12 protein-coding genes and 1 pseudogene are annotated in these 15094 nt (G+C 72.5%); 10 read left to right on the top strand and 3 right to left on the bottom strand.

The annotated features are described in order from the left end of the window. Nucleotides 1–25 precede the first annotated feature (25 nt). Nucleotides 26–409, bottom strand: a complete 384-nt coding sequence (locus J2S41_RS00890; RefSeq protein WP_310361732.1) for a response regulator — start codon at nucleotides 407–409, stop codon at nucleotides 26–28. Then, on the bottom strand, nucleotides 406–3165 hold the full coding sequence (locus tag J2S41_RS00895; RefSeq protein WP_310361734.1) for a response regulator: 2760 nt from the start codon (nucleotides 3163–3165) through the stop codon (nucleotides 406–408). The genes J2S41_RS00890 and J2S41_RS00895 overlap by 4 nt, the downstream gene beginning before the upstream one ends. 123 nt (nucleotides 3166–3288) lie before the next feature. Here J2S41_RS00895 and J2S41_RS00900 point away from each other — a divergent pair, with 123 nt between their 5' ends. The 6 genes from J2S41_RS00900 (at nucleotide 3289) to dapB (ending at nucleotide 9587) form a co-directional block, all read left to right on the top strand. Continuing rightward, entirely contained in the window at nucleotides 3289–3504 is a 216-nt protein-coding gene (locus tag J2S41_RS00900) for a hypothetical protein (protein WP_310361736.1), read from the top strand. A 31-nt stretch (nucleotides 3505–3535) separates the two neighbouring features. Further along, nucleotides 3536–4468 (top strand): bifunctional riboflavin kinase/FAD synthetase, encoded by a 933-nt coding sequence (locus tag J2S41_RS00905; protein WP_310361739.1) that lies wholly within the window; start codon nucleotides 3536–3538, stop codon nucleotides 4466–4468. Nucleotides 4469–4609: 141 nt separating this feature from the next. Further along, nucleotides 4610–4879 carry a 30S ribosomal protein S15 gene (gene rpsO, locus J2S41_RS00910; protein ID WP_307244188.1) on the top strand — a complete coding sequence of 90 codons (270 nt, stop codon included), beginning with the start codon at nucleotides 4610–4612 and terminating at the stop codon, nucleotides 4877–4879. Nucleotides 4880–5123: 244 nt separating this feature from the next. Next, on the top strand, nucleotides 5124–7529 hold the full coding sequence (locus J2S41_RS00915; protein WP_310361745.1) for a polyribonucleotide nucleotidyltransferase: 2406 nt from the start codon (nucleotides 5124–5126) through the stop codon (nucleotides 7527–7529). Then, the gene (locus J2S41_RS00920) at nucleotides 7529–8839 is read left to right on the top strand and encodes a M16 family metallopeptidase (RefSeq protein WP_310361747.1); all 1311 of its coding nucleotides are present in this window, start codon (nucleotides 7529–7531) and stop codon (nucleotides 8837–8839) included. Before J2S41_RS00915 ends, J2S41_RS00920 begins: the two co-directional genes overlap by 1 nt. A gap of 7 nt (nucleotides 8840–8846) precedes the next feature. Then, nucleotides 8847–9587 (top strand): 4-hydroxy-tetrahydrodipicolinate reductase, encoded by a 741-nt coding sequence (gene dapB, locus J2S41_RS00925; protein ID WP_310361749.1) that lies wholly within the window; start codon nucleotides 8847–8849, stop codon nucleotides 9585–9587. Nucleotides 9588–10498: 911 nt separating this feature from the next. On the opposite strand, the gene J2S41_RS00930 is transcribed toward dapB, so the two are convergent. After that, complete coding sequence (locus tag J2S41_RS00930; RefSeq protein ID WP_310361752.1) at nucleotides 10499–11071, bottom strand: GNAT family N-acetyltransferase; 573 nt, start codon at nucleotides 11069–11071, stop codon at nucleotides 10499–10501. 48 nt (nucleotides 11072–11119) lie between these two features. Between J2S41_RS00930 and J2S41_RS00935 the strand changes: the two genes are divergently transcribed. The 4 genes and pseudogenes from J2S41_RS00935 to thyX all read left to right on the top strand — a co-directional run bounded on the left by J2S41_RS00935 (nucleotide 11120) and on the right by thyX (nucleotide 15074). Further along, on the top strand, nucleotides 11120–12328 hold the full coding sequence (locus tag J2S41_RS00935) for a glycosyltransferase 87 family protein (protein ID WP_310361755.1): 1209 nt from the start codon (nucleotides 11120–11122) through the stop codon (nucleotides 12326–12328). A 33-nt stretch (nucleotides 12329–12361) separates the two neighbouring features. Further along, nucleotides 12362–13582, top strand: a pseudogene (locus J2S41_RS00940) (winged helix-turn-helix domain-containing protein); the annotation flags it as partial. Between the two features lie 135 nt (nucleotides 13583–13717). Further along, nucleotides 13718–14278 carry a DUF2752 domain-containing protein gene (locus tag J2S41_RS00945; protein WP_310361758.1) on the top strand — a complete coding sequence of 187 codons (561 nt, stop codon included), beginning with the start codon at nucleotides 13718–13720 and terminating at the stop codon, nucleotides 14276–14278. Nucleotides 14279–14330: 52 nt separating this feature from the next. Then, the gene (gene thyX / locus J2S41_RS00950) at nucleotides 14331–15074 is read left to right on the top strand and encodes an FAD-dependent thymidylate synthase (protein ID WP_374728237.1); all 744 of its coding nucleotides are present in this window, start codon (nucleotides 14331–14333) and stop codon (nucleotides 15072–15074) included. Nucleotides 15075–15094: the final 20 nt, after the last annotated feature.

Genomic DNA, 15094 nt, shown 5'->3' on the forward strand with positions numbered 1-15094 from the left:
CCGGAGACGGGTGCGGGGACGACGGCTAGTGGGGCAGGTGGGTGGCGATGACGGTGACCAGGTCGGCGGCGGCGTAGGGCTTGTCGAGGAAGCCGTCGCAGCCGGCTTCCAGGGCGGCGGCGCGGTCGCTCGGCAGAACGCTGGCGGTGAGCGCGATGACCTTGGGTTTCTCCTGGGCGGTGGCGAGTTCGGTGGCGAGGTCGAGGCCGCTGCCGTCGGGCAGGTTCATGTCGAGCAGGACCACGTCGACCTGGTCGGGGTGGCGCAGGACGTCGCGGGCGGCGGCGAGACTGCCGGCCTCGACCAGGCGGGCGTCGCGCACCTGGGGGTCTTCGGCGCGGGCCAGCACGGCCCGCACCAGCACGCGGTTGAGTTCCTCGTCCTCCACCAGCAGGATGCGTGCGGTCATCGGTCACCTCGTTCCGCAGTGTCGATCTCGAGTCGGCGCCGGGCGGCGGTGCCGCTGGCCAGCGCGACCAGGTTGTCCCACTCCTCGGCGCCGTGGATGGCGCGGGCCAGGAGCTTGCCGGTGACCTCCGCGTGCCCGGCCGTGACGGTGGCGGTCGAGGCGAGCGCGACCACCGGCACGTCCGCGTTCGCGGGGTCCTCGTTGAACGCGGCCAGCAGGGAGAACCCGTCCAGGTCGGGCATGCGCAGGTCGCAGACGATCAGGTCGAAGTGGTGGTTGCGGCTGATCTCTAGGCCCTCGCGGCCGTCCGCGCAGGAGATCACCTCGGCGCCGGCGGTACGCAGGCTCTCCTCCACCGAGTGGCGGCTCTCCTCGTCGTCGTCGACCACCAGGACCGTGGGCTGCTCGGCCGGGCCGGTGTAGATGTGCCGGGCCAGCGAGCCGACCAGTTGGTGGTCGTCGACCGGCTTGACCAGGAAGTCGGCGGCGCCCATGGCGATGCCGGCGTGCCGCTCGTCGACGACGGAGATGAACAGCACCGGGATCGTGGCGAGCAGGCCGTCGTTCTTCAGCTCGCGGATCACGGACCAGCCGTCGATGCCGGGCAGCACCACGTCGAGCAGGATCGCGTCCGGCGGGTTGAGGCGCGCGGCGTTCAGGCCGGACTCGCCGGACGTGGCCATCTCCACCCGGTAGCCGGCCTTCACCAGGTACGTGCGGATCAGCTCGGCGGACCGCACGTCGTCCTCGATCAGCAGGATCCGGCCGCGTTCCGGCAGTTGCGGCAGGACGACCACGGTGTCCGCGGCGACCGCGGGCTCGGTCGCGTCCGGCAGCGTGATGGTGAAGCGGCTGCCCGCGCCGAGCTCGGAGGTGACCGTGATGTCGCCGCCGTGCGCCTGCACCAGGCGGCGGGCCAGCGCCAGCCCGAGCCCGGTGCCGGCCTGGTGGTGCGCGCGGTCGCCGACCTGCTGGAACTCCTCGAACACGCGGGTCAGGTCCTCGTCGGCGATGCCGATGCCGGTGTCCGCGACGGTGATCGCCACCATCGGCCGGCCGTCGTCCGCGGTGAACGCGTGCGCCTCCAGCGTGATCGTGCCGCCGTCCGGCGTGAACTTGATGGCGTTGGAGAGCAGGTTCTCCAGGATCTGCCGGAACCGCAGCGCGTCGGCGCGCACGGTCAGCTCCGGCAGGTCGCAGACGATCCGCTGGGACTTCTTCTCGGTGAGCGGGCGCAGGCCGGTGAGCAGTTCCCGGGCCGCGTCGTCCACGCGCAGCGGCGCCGGGTGCAGGTCGATCCGGCCGGCCTCGACCTTGGCCAGGTCCAGGATGTCGTTGATCAGGCCGAGCAGGTGGCGGCCGCTGTTGTGGATGTGGTCGACCCAGTCCGCGGGCACGCTGCGCCGGTCCTCGACCGGCTGCTCGCCCCGCATCAGGTCGCTGAACCCGATGATCGCGTTCAACGGGGTACGCAGTTCGTGGCTCATGTTGGCCAGGAAGTCGCTCTTCGCCTGGCTGGCCTGGGTCAGCTTCTCCACGGACGCGGCCAGTTCGGCGGAGAGCCGGCGCTGCTCGTCCACCAGCCGCCGCTGCTCGGCCAGGACGCCGCCGCGTTCGGCCAGCACGCCGGCGTGCCCGCCGAAGTCGGCCAGCAGCCGCAGATCGTCCTCGTTGAACAGGCCCCGGTAGCGGTGGAAGATCAGGACCGCGCCGGTCTCGTGCGGTGGGATGCGCATGCGCAGCGTGGTCAGGTACCCGCGTTCGCCCTGGACGGCGTAGTGGCTGGCGAGCGTGGGCGGCGCGGCGCGGCGGCGGAACCGGGACACCGCGGCGAGCGGCACCGGCTGCGGCGCGTCCATCAACTCGTCCAGGTCGGCGGCGTCGAACCCGGTCAGCGACGCCTCGACCTCGCCCGCGTAGGCGGTCTGCTCGAGGTGCCCGCCGGCCTTGCGGACCAGCACCGCGACCGCGTCCGCCGCGGACTGGTCGCGCATCATCTCCGCGTACCGCTGCCAGATCTGCTGCCCGGTCTCGGTGGCCGGGGCGTCCAGCAGCCGGCCGGTGACGCCCTGCAGTGTCGTCGCGGACCACATCCGGCGCAGCCACGACGGCGGCAGGAACGCGGCGGCGTATCCGATGCCGCAGAGCACGGCCAGCACGCGCGCGGCCACGCTGAACGGCGACGGCCCGGGCCGGACCGGGAACAGCGCGCCGAACCCCATCAGCACCACCACGCCGGCGAACGCGATGGTGGCGCCGGCCGCGATCCACAGCCTGATCCCGGACGCGCCGGTCCGCCGGCGCGCCTCGGTGACCAGGTGCAGGCCGGGGATGGTCTCCGCGATCGCGAAGAACGCCATGGCGGCGATCAACGCGGCCGGGCGCAGCGGCCGCCCGGTCGGGATGAGCAGCAGCGTGGCGCCGAGCAGCAGACCGCCGGTGAGCGCCGCCAGGGTGAGCTGCCGCCGGACCGGGCGCAGCAGCGAGACCAGGCGCATCGTGAGGTACGGATGGAGCAGCAGCACCGGCAGGAACAGCGCGGTGACCGGCCGCTCGCCGCCGATCTCCGGGAGCCCGCCGGTCGTCCGGTTCAGCGCGTCGAGGGCGAAGATCGCGGTCGGCGCCGCGAAGACCAGCGCGACCTCGCGCTGCAGCGGGTCCGGGCGCCGGATGAGGTGGTAGAGCACGCGCAGGAAGAGCGCGATGAAGAGCACCTCCGCCGCGAGCACCACCAGCTGATTGCCGTCCAGTCTCATAGCAATACGCACTGTAGTTGTGCCTGGTGGCGCCGTCGGGTGTTTGCGTTAGAGATCGGCTATCCGGCGCGCGCGCCGTACCCGTGCGGTCGTTTTTCGGGGTTTTCATGGTGGAATATCGGAATGGCAGAGCTAGCGGAGCAGGTCCGGCAGGGCACCCACGACCTGGCCAACCTGCTCGGCATCGCCGCCAACTACCTGCAGTTCCTGGAGGAGGACCTGGACGGCGTGGCGGACGCCGGCGAGGCCCGCGCGCACGTCGAGCGGATCACCGCCGCGGTGGACCGGGCCGCCGAGGTCACCCGGAGACTGGCCGCCGCCGCGATCACCCCCTCCTGACCGCGTCGCCGCGCTTGCATAGGCTTGCGGCATGCAGCGGTGGCGGGGATACGACGCGGTTCCGGGCGGCTGGGGCCGATCGGTCGTGACGATCGGGGTCTTCGACGGGGTGCACCGCGGGCATCAGGCCACCATCGGCGACGCCGTGAAACGCGCCCGCGACCTGGGCATCCGCTCGGTGGTCGTGACGTTCGACCCGCACCCGTCCGAGGTGGTCCGGCCCGGCTCGCACCCGGCCGTGCTGACCGAGGCCGGCCGCAAGGCGGACCTGATCGAGGCGCTCGGCGTGGACGCGCTCTGCGTGGTGCCGTTCACCCAGGACTTCTCCCGCCGCGGCCCGGAGGAGTTCGTGCACGAGGTGCTGGTCGAGCACCTGCACGCGGCGCAGGTCGTGGTCGGGGACAACTTCCGGTTCGGGCACCGGGCGGCCGGCGACATCGCGCTGCTGCGGCGGCTCGGTCGCACGTTCGGCTTCGCCGTGGAGGACGCGCCGCTGATCACCGCGGAGGAGGGCACGGTCTTCTCCTCCACCTACATCCGGGCCTGCGTGGACGCGGGCGACGTGTCGGCCGCGACCCGCGCGCTGGGCCGCCCGCATCGGCTGGAGGGCGTCGTCGTCCGCGGCGACCAGCGCGGCCGTGAGCTCGGCTTCCCCACGGCGAACCTGCTCTCCGGGAGGTACGCCGCGATCCCGGCCGACGGCGTCTACGCGGGCTGGCTGGTGCGCCGCGACGAGCGGTTGATGGCCGCGGTGTCGATCGGCACCAACCCCACGTTCTCCGGCACCGAGCGCCGGGTCGAGGCGTACGCGCTGGACTTCGCGGGCGACCTCTACGGCGAGCGGCTGGCGCTGGACTTCGTGGTGCGGCTGCGCGAGACGCGTGCGTACGAGGGCATCGAGCCGCTGGTGGCGCAGATCACCGAGGACGTCGCCCAGGCCAGGGAGCTTCTCAGCGCTGGGTGAGCGGACCGGTTGCGGGCGGTGTTCGGATGAGTTGCTGTAGTGTGGTTGAGACGCCGGGTGTCCGGCGTTTCGCTCCGCCTGCCTGCTCGACGCCGCGGGCCGCGGATCAGCGACAGGTTGCAACCGACAGGATTTGATGGAATGGCGCTCGACCAAGAGCAGAAGAGCAAGATCCGCGCGGACTTCGCGACCGCCGAGGGTGACACCGGTTCCCCCGAGGTTCAGGTGGCCGTGCTGACCAAGCGGATCGCGGACCTGACCGAGCACCTCAAGGTGCACAAGCACGACCACCACAGCCGTCGTGGTCTGCTGCTGCTGGTCGGCCGCCGCCGCCGGCTGCTCAACTACGTCCAGAAGAAGGACATCGCCCGCTACCGGACGCTCATCGAGCGCCTCGGCCTGCGCCGATAGCCTCTTCGACGGGCGGCGGAAACGCCGCCCGTCTCCGCAACACACCACAAACGCACAGCTGGGCCGCACTGACCACCGCCGGTCAGCGCACCGGTCCTCGGTAGTGGCCTCCGGGCCGGCGGATCACCGCCGCCCCGGGCGCTTCGATCGAAGACCGGCCGACTGAGCAGTTGCCCCGACGCGGGCAACAGCGCCCCGGCAGAGGTGGTCGTGGCCCACGACCGATTGGAGTGCAACACCGCTTATGACCGAGCAGAACAACGCTCTCGGCACCCAGCACAGCACCGCAGTGATCGACAACGGCGCCTTCGGCACCCGTGAGATCACCTTCTCCACCGGCCGGCTCGCCAAGCAGGCCGCCGGCTCCGTCATCGCCCAGCTCGGCGAGACGGTCGTCCTCTCCGCGACCACGGCCAGCAAGACGCCGAAGGAGCACTTCGACTTCTTCCCGCTGACCGTCGACGTCGAGGAGCGGATGTACGCCGCGGGCCGCATCCCCGGCTCGTTCTTCCGCCGCGAGGGCCGGCCCAGCGAGGACGCGATCCTCACCTGCCGCCTGATCGACCGGCCGCTGCGCCCGTCGTTCACCAAGGGCCTGCGCAACGAGGTCCAGGTCGTCGAGACCGTGCTGGCGCTCGACCCGGCCCACCCGTACGACGTGGTCGCCATGAACGCGGCCTCGATGTCCACCAAGCTCTCCGGCCTGCCGTTCTCCGGCCCGATCGGCGCGACCCGGGTCGCGCACATCGACGGCCAGTGGGTGGCGTTCCCGACGCTGGAGGAGCTGGAGCGCGCCACGTTCGACATGGTCGTGGCCGGCCGGGTGCTCCCGGACGGCGACGTCGCGATCATGATGGTCGAGGCCGAGGCCACGCCGAACACGATCAAGCTGGTCTCCGCCGGTGCCCCGGCGCCGACCGAGGAGGTCGTGGCCAGCGGTCTGGAGGCCTCGAAGCCGGCGATCCGCGAGCTGTGCCGGGCGCAGAGCGCGCTGGCCGACGTCGCCGCCAAGCCGGTGCAGGAGTTCCCGGTCTTCCTGGACTACCAGGACGACGTGTACGAGGCCGTCTCCGCCGCCGCGCGCGGCGAGGTCGCCGAGGCGCTGAAGATCGCCGGCAAGGCCGAGCGCGAGGAGTCGCTCGACCTGGTCAAGGCGAAGGTCGCGGAGCAGCTCGCGGGCCAGTTCGAGGGCCGCGAGAAGGAGCTCTCCGCCGCGTTCCGGTCCGTCACCAAGTCCGAGGTCCGCGCGCGCGTGCTGCGCGAGGAGGTCCGGATCGACGGCCGCGGGCCGCGCGACATCCGGCCGCTGACCGCCGAGGTCGGCGTGCTGCCGCGGGTGCACGGCTCCGCGCTGTTCGAGCGGGGCGAGACCCAGATCATGGGCGTCACCACGCTGAACATGCTGCGCATGGAGCAGGCGCTGGACACGCTGGCGCCGGAGAAGTCCAAGCGCTACATGCACAACTACAACTTCCCGCCGTACTCGACCGGTGAGACCGGCCGGGTCGGCTCGCCGAAGCGCCGCGAGATCGGCCACGGCGCGCTCGCCGAGCGGGCGCTCGTGCCGGTGCTGCCGACGCGCGAGGAGTTCCCGTACGCGATCCGCCAGGTCTCCGAGGCGCTGGGCTCCAACGGCTCCACCTCGATGGGCTCGGTCTGCGCGTCCACGCTGGCGCTGCTCTCCGCGGGTGTCCCGCTGAAGGCGCCGGTCGCCGGCATCGCGATGGGCCTCATCTCCGACGAGGTCGACGGCAAGACGCAGTACGTCACGCTGACCGACATCCTCGGCGCCGAGGACGCGTACGGCGACATGGACTTCAAGGTCGCCGGCACCAGCGAGTTCGTCACCGCGCTCCAGCTCGACACCAAGCTGGACGGCATCCCGTCCGACGTGCTGGCCGCCGCGCTCCAGCAGGCGCACGACGCCCGGCACACCATCCTCGGCGTGATGCAGGCCGCGATCGAGGGCCCGGGCGAGATGTCCGACCACGCGCCGCGCGTCACCACGGTGAAGATCCCGGTCGACAAGATCGGCATGGTCATCGGCCCGAAGGGCCAGACGATCAACGCGATCCAGGACGAGACCGGCGCCGAGATCTCCATCGAGGACGACGGCACGATCTACGTCGGCGCCACCAACGGCCCCTCGGCCCAGGCGGCGGTCGACCGGATCAACGGCATCGCGAACCCGACGCTGCCGAAGGTCGGCGAGAAGTTCCTCGGCACGGTCGTCAAGACGGCCGCGTTCGGCGCGTTCATCTCGCTGCTGCCGGGCCGCGACGGCCTGCTGCACATCTCCAAGGTGGGCAACGGCAAGCGCGTCGACAAGGTCGAGGACTTCCTCAACGTCGGCGACAAGATCGAGGTCCAGATCGCGGACATCGACCAGCGCGGCAAGATCTACCTCGACAAGGTCCGGGCCGAGGGCGAGGAGGCCCCCGCTCCGGCGGAGGCCGGCGCCGGCTCGGGCGACCGCCCGCCCCGTGGCGACCGCGGTGACCGCGGCCCGCGCGGCGACCGTGGGGACCGGGGCGGGGACCGTGGCGACCGCGGTGGCGACCGCGGTGACCGCGCTCCGCGCGAGCGTGACGGCGAGGGTGGTGGCGAGGGCGGCGACGGCCCGCGTCGTCGCCGGACCCGCCGCGACTGATGACGAACCCCGTACAGCGGGGCGCCGACCCACTGGGCGGCACGGTCAACAAGACCGTGCTGCCCAGTGGGCTGCGCATCGTCACCGAGTCCATCCCGACCGTCCGCAGCGTGTCGATCGGGATCTGGGCCGCCATCGGCTCCCGCGACGAGACGCCGGAGCTCTCCGGCGCCTCGCACTTCCTGGAGCACCTGCTCTTCAAGGGCACCGAGCGGCGTACCGCGATGGACATCTCCGCGGAGATCGAGGCGGTCGGCGGCGAGACGAACGCGTTCACCGCCAAGGAGTACACCTGCTACTACGCGCGCGTGCTGGACGAGAACCTGCCGCTCGCGGTCGACGTGCTCTGTGACCTCGCGGCGAACTCCGTGCTCGCCGACGCGGACGTGGAGACCGAGCGTGGCGTGATCCTGGAGGAGATCGCCATGCACGACGACGAGCCCGGCGACCAGGTGCACGACATCTTCACCGAGCTGATCTACGGCGACCACCCGCTCGGCCAGCTCATCTCCGGCACCGAGCAGACCATCGGCGCGATGACCCGCGCGCAGATCGAGACGTTCTACCGCGAGCGCTACACCGCGCCGCACCTGGTGATCGCGGCCGCCGGCAACCTCGACCACGACGCGATCGTCACCCAGGTGACGGCCGCGCTGGCCGGCACGCCGCTGGACGGCCCGCCCGCCGAGCCCGCCGCCCGCCGCCCCGGCACGCCGTCGCCCACCTACGCGCCACCCGCGCGGACCGTGGAGCCGAAGGACACCGAGCAGGCGCACGTGGTGATCGGCGCGCCCGGCCTGGCCCGGCTCGACGACCGCCGGTTCACCGCCGGCGTGCTCAACAACGTGCTCGGCGGCGGCATGTCCAGCCGCCTCTTCCAGGAGATCCGGGAGAAGCGCGGCCTGGCCTACTCGGTCTACTCGTACACCACGCAGTACGCCGACTCCGGCCTCTTCGCGGTCTACGCGGGCTGCGCGCCCGGCAAGGTCGAGGAGGTGCTGGACCTGACCCGCGCCGAACTGGCCGAGGTCGCCCGGACCGGCCTCACCGCCGAGGAACTCGCCCGCGGCAAGGGCATGACCAAGGGCGCGTTCGTGCTGGGCCTGGAGGACACCGGCTCCCGGATGACCCGCCTGGCCAAGGCCGAGCTGCTCTACGACGACCTGCTGCCGGTCGCCGGCTACCTCGACCGGGTGGACGCGGTCACCGGGGACGAGGTCGGCGCGCTCGCCGCGGACCTGCTCACCCGGCCGCACTCGCTCGCGGTCGTGGGCCCCTTCGACGAGGACGCCGACTGGCCTCTGGGATAGTGACGCGGTGAGTGACACTATCCCGGTGGGCGTGCTCGGTGCCCACGGCCGCATGGGCACCGAGGTCTGCAAGGCGGTCGGCGCCGCCGCCGACCTTGAGCTGGTGGCCCAGATCGACGCCGGCGAGCCGCTCGACCCGGCGGCCGCCGCGCGCGTCATCGTGGACTTCACCACGCCCGACGCCGTCATGGAGAATCTGCGCTGGAGCATCGCCCGGGGCATCCACGCGGTCGTCGGCACCAGCGGCTTCACGGAGGAGAAGTTCGCGCAGCTACGGTCGTGGCTGGCCGACAGCCCGGGCGTCGGCGTGATCGTCGCGCCGAACTTCGGCATCGGCGCGGTGCTGATGATGGAGTTCGCGGCGCGCGCCGCCCGCTACTTCGAGTCCATCGAGATCATCGAGCAGCACCACCCGCGCAAGCTCGACGCCCCCAGCGGCACCGCCATGCACACCGCCCGGCTGATCGCCGCCGCCCGCGCCGAGGCCGGCCTGCCCCCCATGCCGGACGCCACCAAGGACGAGCTCCCGGGCGCCCGCGGCACCGACGTCGACGGCGTGCGCGTCCACGCGATCCGCGCCACCGGCCTGGTCGCCCACCAGGAGGTCGTCTTCGGCGCCCTCGGCGAGACCCTCACCATCCGCCACGACTCGCTGGACCGGGCCTCCTTCATGCCCGGCGTCCTGCTGGCCGTGCGCGAGGTGCCGTCCCGTCCGGGCCTCACGGTCGGCCTCGCACCACTGCTGTAGCCGGCCGTCCCTCGCGTCTCGAAGCGGGAAGACCACGCTCTCGGTCTTCCCGCTTCCGGCGTGGCCGGGACGGGCATGCTCCCGTGGCGCTGTGCGGGCTCCGGGGGTGACCGCTTCCGGCGTGGTCCGGTCGCGCATGCTCCAGCTTCCCGCTTTCGGCGTGGTCGGGCCGCGCATCCTCCCGTGGCGCTGTGCGGGCTCCGGGGGTGACCGCCTTTGGGCGTGGTCCGGTCGCGCATGCTCCAGCTTCCCGCTTTCGGCGTGGTCGGGCCGCGCATCCTCCCGTGGCGCTGTGCGGGCTCCGGGGATGACCGCTTCCGGCGTGGTCCGGTCGCGCATGTTTCCCGGCGGGGCCGTGCCGCCTCCGAGGATGACCTCGAACCAAGATTTTCCCACTCCCAGCGTGGTCCAGCCGCGCATGCTCCCGCGGGCAAACCTTGCCGCGAGCTCCGACTCCGCTGGCGCTCCGCTCCGCTCGCGGCGTCGGAGCCGGTTGGGTGGGCGGCTGGGGAGAACCGCGGTGGTCGTGGCCGGTCTGGCCGCACGGCGCGCGTCTGGTCCCGGCCGGGAAAGGCGTGCGGCCAGATCCGCGGTCGGCCCGACGTCGCTGCTGGCCGGCTTTCGCGGCTGGCAGCCTCCGGCTGCCGGGCACCCTCTCGCTGTTGGCCTTTTCGCTGCTTCCGCCGACAACGGGTCGCGTCGGCCGGGAGCGTCGGCCGCGAGGGGCGGCCGCGAGGGGCGGTCCCGGCTCACGGGAGCCGCGCGGGTTTCAAGCCGGCCGGCCGCGGGACCGGCAGGGAGGAGCGCCAGCGACGACCGGTGCCCGCGGGAGCATGCGGATCGTCGCCACGCCGGAAGCGGGCAAAGCGGTTCTGTGATCTTTTAGAATGTCGAAAATCCGACAAAGCACTCTAGAGCGGGGCGTCCGCCAGGGAGACGTGCAGGCGGAGCTGGGGGATGAGCAGGTCGTCGACGTCGAGGGCGCGGGAGGCGCCGTCCGGTTCCCAGCCGGCGGAGCCGAGGAATTTGCGGGTCGCGGCGTCCGCGTCGTATGCCCAGGCGATGGCGGTGCCGAAGAGGTCCTCGCGCCACAGGTCGACGGCGGCGGACAGCAGCCGGCTGCCGTGGCCGCGCCGGCCCCAGCGCGGCTCGACCAGCAGATCGGTGACGGCCGCCACGTCCGGGCCGAGCGCGCCGGGGTCCTCGCCGGGCGCGAGTGCCTGCTCGTCGGCCGGACCCGCTGCCGCGAAGCCCACCAGATACGATTGTTCGGCCTGCTCAATGGCGACCAGCACCCGGTGCCGGGGGGTCGGCGGGGCTTCGATCGAGTCCCGCCAGCGCTCCGTCAGCCAGGTGACGTCGAGCGTGTCGAGCACCTGCCTGGGCAGCAACCGGCGATACGCGACCCGCCAGGTCGTGAGCTGGATTCGCGCGATGTCACCGGCGTCCTGCGGGCCGGCCGGGCGAACGTACCCGAGTGCCATGGTTGGCAAGCGTACGTGTACACACTCGATCTCTGGGGGACTCTTCCGATGCGGACGCTCTGGCGGGTCGCCGGCGTGGTGCTGTTCGCCGTCGTCGTCGCCGTCTTCGACCTGGTCACCTCCGCGCGGCACGGCTTCTTCGACCTGAAGGTCTACTGGGGAGCGCTGAACTACTGGGCCAACGACGGCGGGATGCTCTACGACTACCTGAACCCGAACACGCTGTACGGGTTCACGTACCCGCCGTTCGCCGCGTTCGTGATGCTGCCGATGGCGTGGGTGTCGTGGCCGGCCGCGATCACGATCAGCGTGGTCGCGACCGTGGTGGTCTCCGCGCTGCTGGTGTGGTGGCTGATCCGGCCGATCGCGCAGCGCCAGGGCTGGACGCCGTGGCTGGCGTTCGCGATCGCGGCGTGCCTGGTCGCGGCGTACGAGCCGATGCGCGAGACGGTGAACTTCGGGCAGGTCAACATGCTGCTGCTGTTCCTGGTCGCGGTGGACGTGCTGTTCCTGGTCGGCCGGGGGAGCCCGCTCGGCGGCGTGGGCATCGGCCTGGCCACCGCGATCAAGCTGACGCCCGGCGTGTTCATCATCTATCTGCTGGTCACCGGCCGCTGGCGGGCCGCGATCACCGCGTCCGGCACGGCCGCGTTCGTGACGCTGGTCGCCGCCGTGATCGCGCCGGACGCGTCCCGCGAGTTCTGGACGTCCGCGCTGTGGAACACCGATCGCGTCGGCGACCTCGGCTTCATCTCCAACCAGTCGTTCCAGGGCGTGATCGCGCGGCTGTTCGGTGACGACGTGAAGCCGCTCTGGGCGCTGCTGGTGGTGGCCACGCTGATCTTCTGGGGCTGGCGCTGCCGGGCCGCGGTGCGGGCCGGTGACGAGCGGGCCGGGCTGGCGCTGACCGCGGTGCTGGGCTGCCTGATCAGCCCGGTGACCTGGGTGCACCACCTGGTCTGGCTGCTGCCCGCGCTGTTCCTGATCGCCGGCGGCGGCTTCCGGGCGACCGGGCGGCGCCGGCGGGTGATGCTGGCGATCGCGTTCCTGAGCTGGGCGGTGCTGTGCAGCCGGCTGGTCTGGCTGTGGACGTACAACACCGGCGGGCTGGTCGGGCTGCTCGGCGGCAGCGCCTACGTCTGGATCAGCATCCTGCTGCTGGTGGCGATCCCGATCGAGCCGGCGCCCGCGGCGGCCGCGGAGGATCAGGACCTGGCCGAGGGCACGGAGGAGGCGCGGCCGTCCCTGGTCGCCTGAGAATTGTCGGCGGGTGCCGGTAGCGTGCGCTCGATGGCCATCTCCGACGATCTCTCGCTCGCCCAGGCGCGGCGCGTCACGCTCGCCGCGCAGGGCTTCACCGACCCCGCGCCGGGCGGGGCGGTCACCATGCGGCACCTGCGGCGCGTGCTGGGCCGGGTCGGCCTGCTGCAGATCGACTCGGTCAACGTGCTCCAGCGCGCGCACTACCTGCCGATGTACAGCCGGCTCGGGCCGTACCCGACGGACCTGCTGGACCGCGCGTCCACCCGCCGGCCGCGCACGCTGTTCGAGTACTGGGGGCACGAGGCCTCGCTGATCCCGGTCGAGCTGCAGCCGGCGCTGCGCTGGCGGATGGCGGAGGCGCACACGTCCGCCTGGGGCGGCATGCGGCGCATCGCGCAGGAGCAGCCCGGGCTGGTCTCCTGGGTGCTCGACGAGGTGCGCACGCGCGGCCCGCTGACCGCCGCCGAGATCGAGCACGACGCGCCGCGCGAGACCGGCAACTGGGGGTGGAACTGGTCGGTCGTCAAGCGCGCCCTGGAGTGGCTGTTCTGGTCCGGGGAGGTCACCTCGGCCGGCCGCAACTCCGCGTTCGCCCGGCTCTACGACGTGCCCGAGCGGGTGCTGCCGGCGTCCGTGGTCGGCGCGCCGACGCCGCCGGTCGAGGACGCGCACCGGCGGTTGGTGGAGATCTCCGCCCGCGCGCTCGGCGTGGCCGCGGAGCCGGAGTTGCGCGACTACTTCCGGCTGCCGGTGGCCGGCGCCCGCCGCGCGATCGCGGAGCTGGCCGAGCAGGGCACGCTCCGGCCGGTCAGCGTCGAGGGCTGGAGCAAGCCCGCCTACCTGCACGCGGACGCCCGGCTGCCGCGCCGGGTGCGGGCCAGCACGCTGGTCAGCCCGTTCGACCCGGTGGTCTGGGAGCGGGCGCGGGCCGAGCGGCTGTTCGGCTTCACGTACCGGATCGAGATCTACGTGCCCGCGCCGCAGCGGCTCTACGGCTACTACGTGCTGCCGTTCCTGCACGGCGAGCGTTTCGCCGCGCGCGTCGACCTGAAGGCGGACCGCAAGGCCGGCGTGCTGCGCGTGCCCGCGGCCTGGCGTGAGCCGCACGCGGACGAGGCGGAGACCGCGTCGGCGCTCGCGGCCGAGCTGCGCCGCCTGGCGGGCTGGCTCGGCCTGGCCGAGGTGGCCGCGCCGGACCGGGGTGATCTGATGCCCGCGCTGTCCGCCGCGCTCGCCGCCGATCCGGGCGCGGACCCGGTCCCGGCCGTGGCGACGGGCGCGGCGGCGGACGGCCGAGCCCCGACCGGCGGATGAGCGTGCGGGCGGCGCCGTTGTAGGTTGGAGTCATCCGGTGCGGGTGCCGGGTGAGTCTGGGGAGTCGGCATGACCGGTGAGCCGTCGCAGGCGGGCACGGCGTCCGTGGACGCGACCCCACCGCCGCCGCCCGAGGGGATGTACCCGCCCTATCCGCCCTATCCGGGTTATCCGCCGCACCGGCCGGACCGGCTGACTCGGATCGTCACGCGGATCCACGCGCGCACGCCGCGCTGGCTGGCGCCGCTCGCCGTGTTCGGGTGCGTCTCCGCCGCCGCGGGTTACGTGCTCTGGGCCGACCCGGCCGCGGCCGACGCGAACGCGCAGCCCACCTGCATCGTCAAGTACCTGACCGGCTTCGACTGCCCGGGCTGCGGCGGCACCCGCGCGGTCTGGTACATGATGCACGGCGACATCCCGGCGGCCGCCCGCCACCACGCGGTGCTGCTGTTCGCGGTCCCGTTCGTGGCCTACCTCTACGTGGCCTGGGCCGGTCGGGCGATGTTCGGCTGGCAGCTGCCGCGATGGGAGCCCTCGTCGAGGGCGTTGATCTGGTTCCTCGCCGCCTGGGGCGTCTTCTCCGTGGCGCGCAACCTGCCGTGGGAGCCGTTCACCTGGTTCTTCGTCTGAGCGGTAGTCTGTGCGGGTTTGCGCAAGACCGAGGGGGTCCGAGATGGCGGAGATCGTGCCGCAGCAGGTGCAGCTGATCGCGTGGACGCAGTTCCAGGCGCCCGAGGGCGTGGAGTGGTCGACGGACGCCGAGGGGGGCCAGGCGCTCGCCGAGTTCGCCGGGCGCGCCTGCTACCAGTCGTGGAAGAAGCCGAACCCGAAGACCGCCACCAACGCGGGCTATCTGGAGCACATCCTGGAGACCGGGCACTTCTCCGTGCTGGAGCACGGCTCGGTCAGCTTCTACTTCAGCGGCATCTCCCGCTCGCTCACGCACGAGCTGATCCGGCACCGCCACTTCTCCTACTCGCAGCTCTCCCAGCGGTACGTTCCGGAGCGCGACGCCGCGTTCGTCGAGCCGGACGTGATCGCGAGCGACCCGGAGCTGCACAAGAAGTTCGAGGACGCCGCGGACGCCAGCCTCCGGGCGTACACGGAGCTGCTGGAGGGCCTGGAGGCGAAGTTCGCCGACGTGGAGAGCCCGACCCTGCGCCGCAAGCAGGCCCGGCAGGCCGCGCGCGCGATCCTGCCGAACGCGGTCGAGACCCGGATCGTGGTGACCGGCAACTACCGGGCGTGGCGGCACTTCATCGCGCTGCGTGCCACCGAGGCGGCCGACGTCGAGATCCGTGAGCTGGCCGTCGAGTGCCTGCGGCAGCTCCAGCGCGTCGCGCCGAACGTGTTCGGCGACTTCACCCTCACCACGCTGGCGGACGGCACCGAGATCGCGCACAGCCCGCACGCGGAGCGGTCCTGAGATAAATCTTCCGGCACCGT

The sequence above is a fragment of the Catenuloplanes atrovinosus genome, assembly GCF_031458235.1.
Lineage (GTDB): Bacteria > Actinomycetota > Actinomycetes > Mycobacteriales > Micromonosporaceae > Catenuloplanes > Catenuloplanes atrovinosus.

What these genes read in the sequence shown, in the direction of transcription:
- J2S41_RS00890 (WP_310361732.1), bottom strand. Translation starts at nt 409, where the DNA reads ATGACCGCACGCATCCTGCTGGTGGAGGACGAGGAACTCAACCGCGTG.
- J2S41_RS00895 (WP_310361734.1), bottom strand. Translation starts at nt 3,165, where the DNA reads ATGAGACTGGACGGCAATCAGCTGGTGGTGCTCGCGGCGGAGGTGCTC.
- J2S41_RS00900 (WP_310361736.1), top strand. Translation starts at nt 3,289, where the DNA reads ATGGCAGAGCTAGCGGAGCAGGTCCGGCAGGGCACCCACGACCTGGCC.
- J2S41_RS00905 (WP_310361739.1), top strand. Translation starts at nt 3,536, where the DNA reads ATGCAGCGGTGGCGGGGATACGACGCGGTTCCGGGCGGCTGGGGCCGA.
- rpsO (WP_307244188.1), top strand. Translation starts at nt 4,610, where the DNA reads ATGGCGCTCGACCAAGAGCAGAAGAGCAAGATCCGCGCGGACTTCGCG.
- J2S41_RS00915 (WP_310361745.1), top strand. Translation starts at nt 5,124, where the DNA reads ATGACCGAGCAGAACAACGCTCTCGGCACCCAGCACAGCACCGCAGTG.
- J2S41_RS00920 (WP_310361747.1), top strand. Translation starts at nt 7,529, where the DNA reads ATGACGAACCCCGTACAGCGGGGCGCCGACCCACTGGGCGGCACGGTC.
- J2S41_RS00930 (WP_310361752.1), bottom strand. Translation starts at nt 11,071, where the DNA reads ATGGCACTCGGGTACGTTCGCCCGGCCGGCCCGCAGGACGCCGGTGAC.
- J2S41_RS00935 (WP_310361755.1), top strand. Translation starts at nt 11,120, where the DNA reads ATGCGGACGCTCTGGCGGGTCGCCGGCGTGGTGCTGTTCGCCGTCGTC.
- J2S41_RS00945 (WP_310361758.1), top strand. Translation starts at nt 13,718, where the DNA reads ATGACCGGTGAGCCGTCGCAGGCGGGCACGGCGTCCGTGGACGCGACC.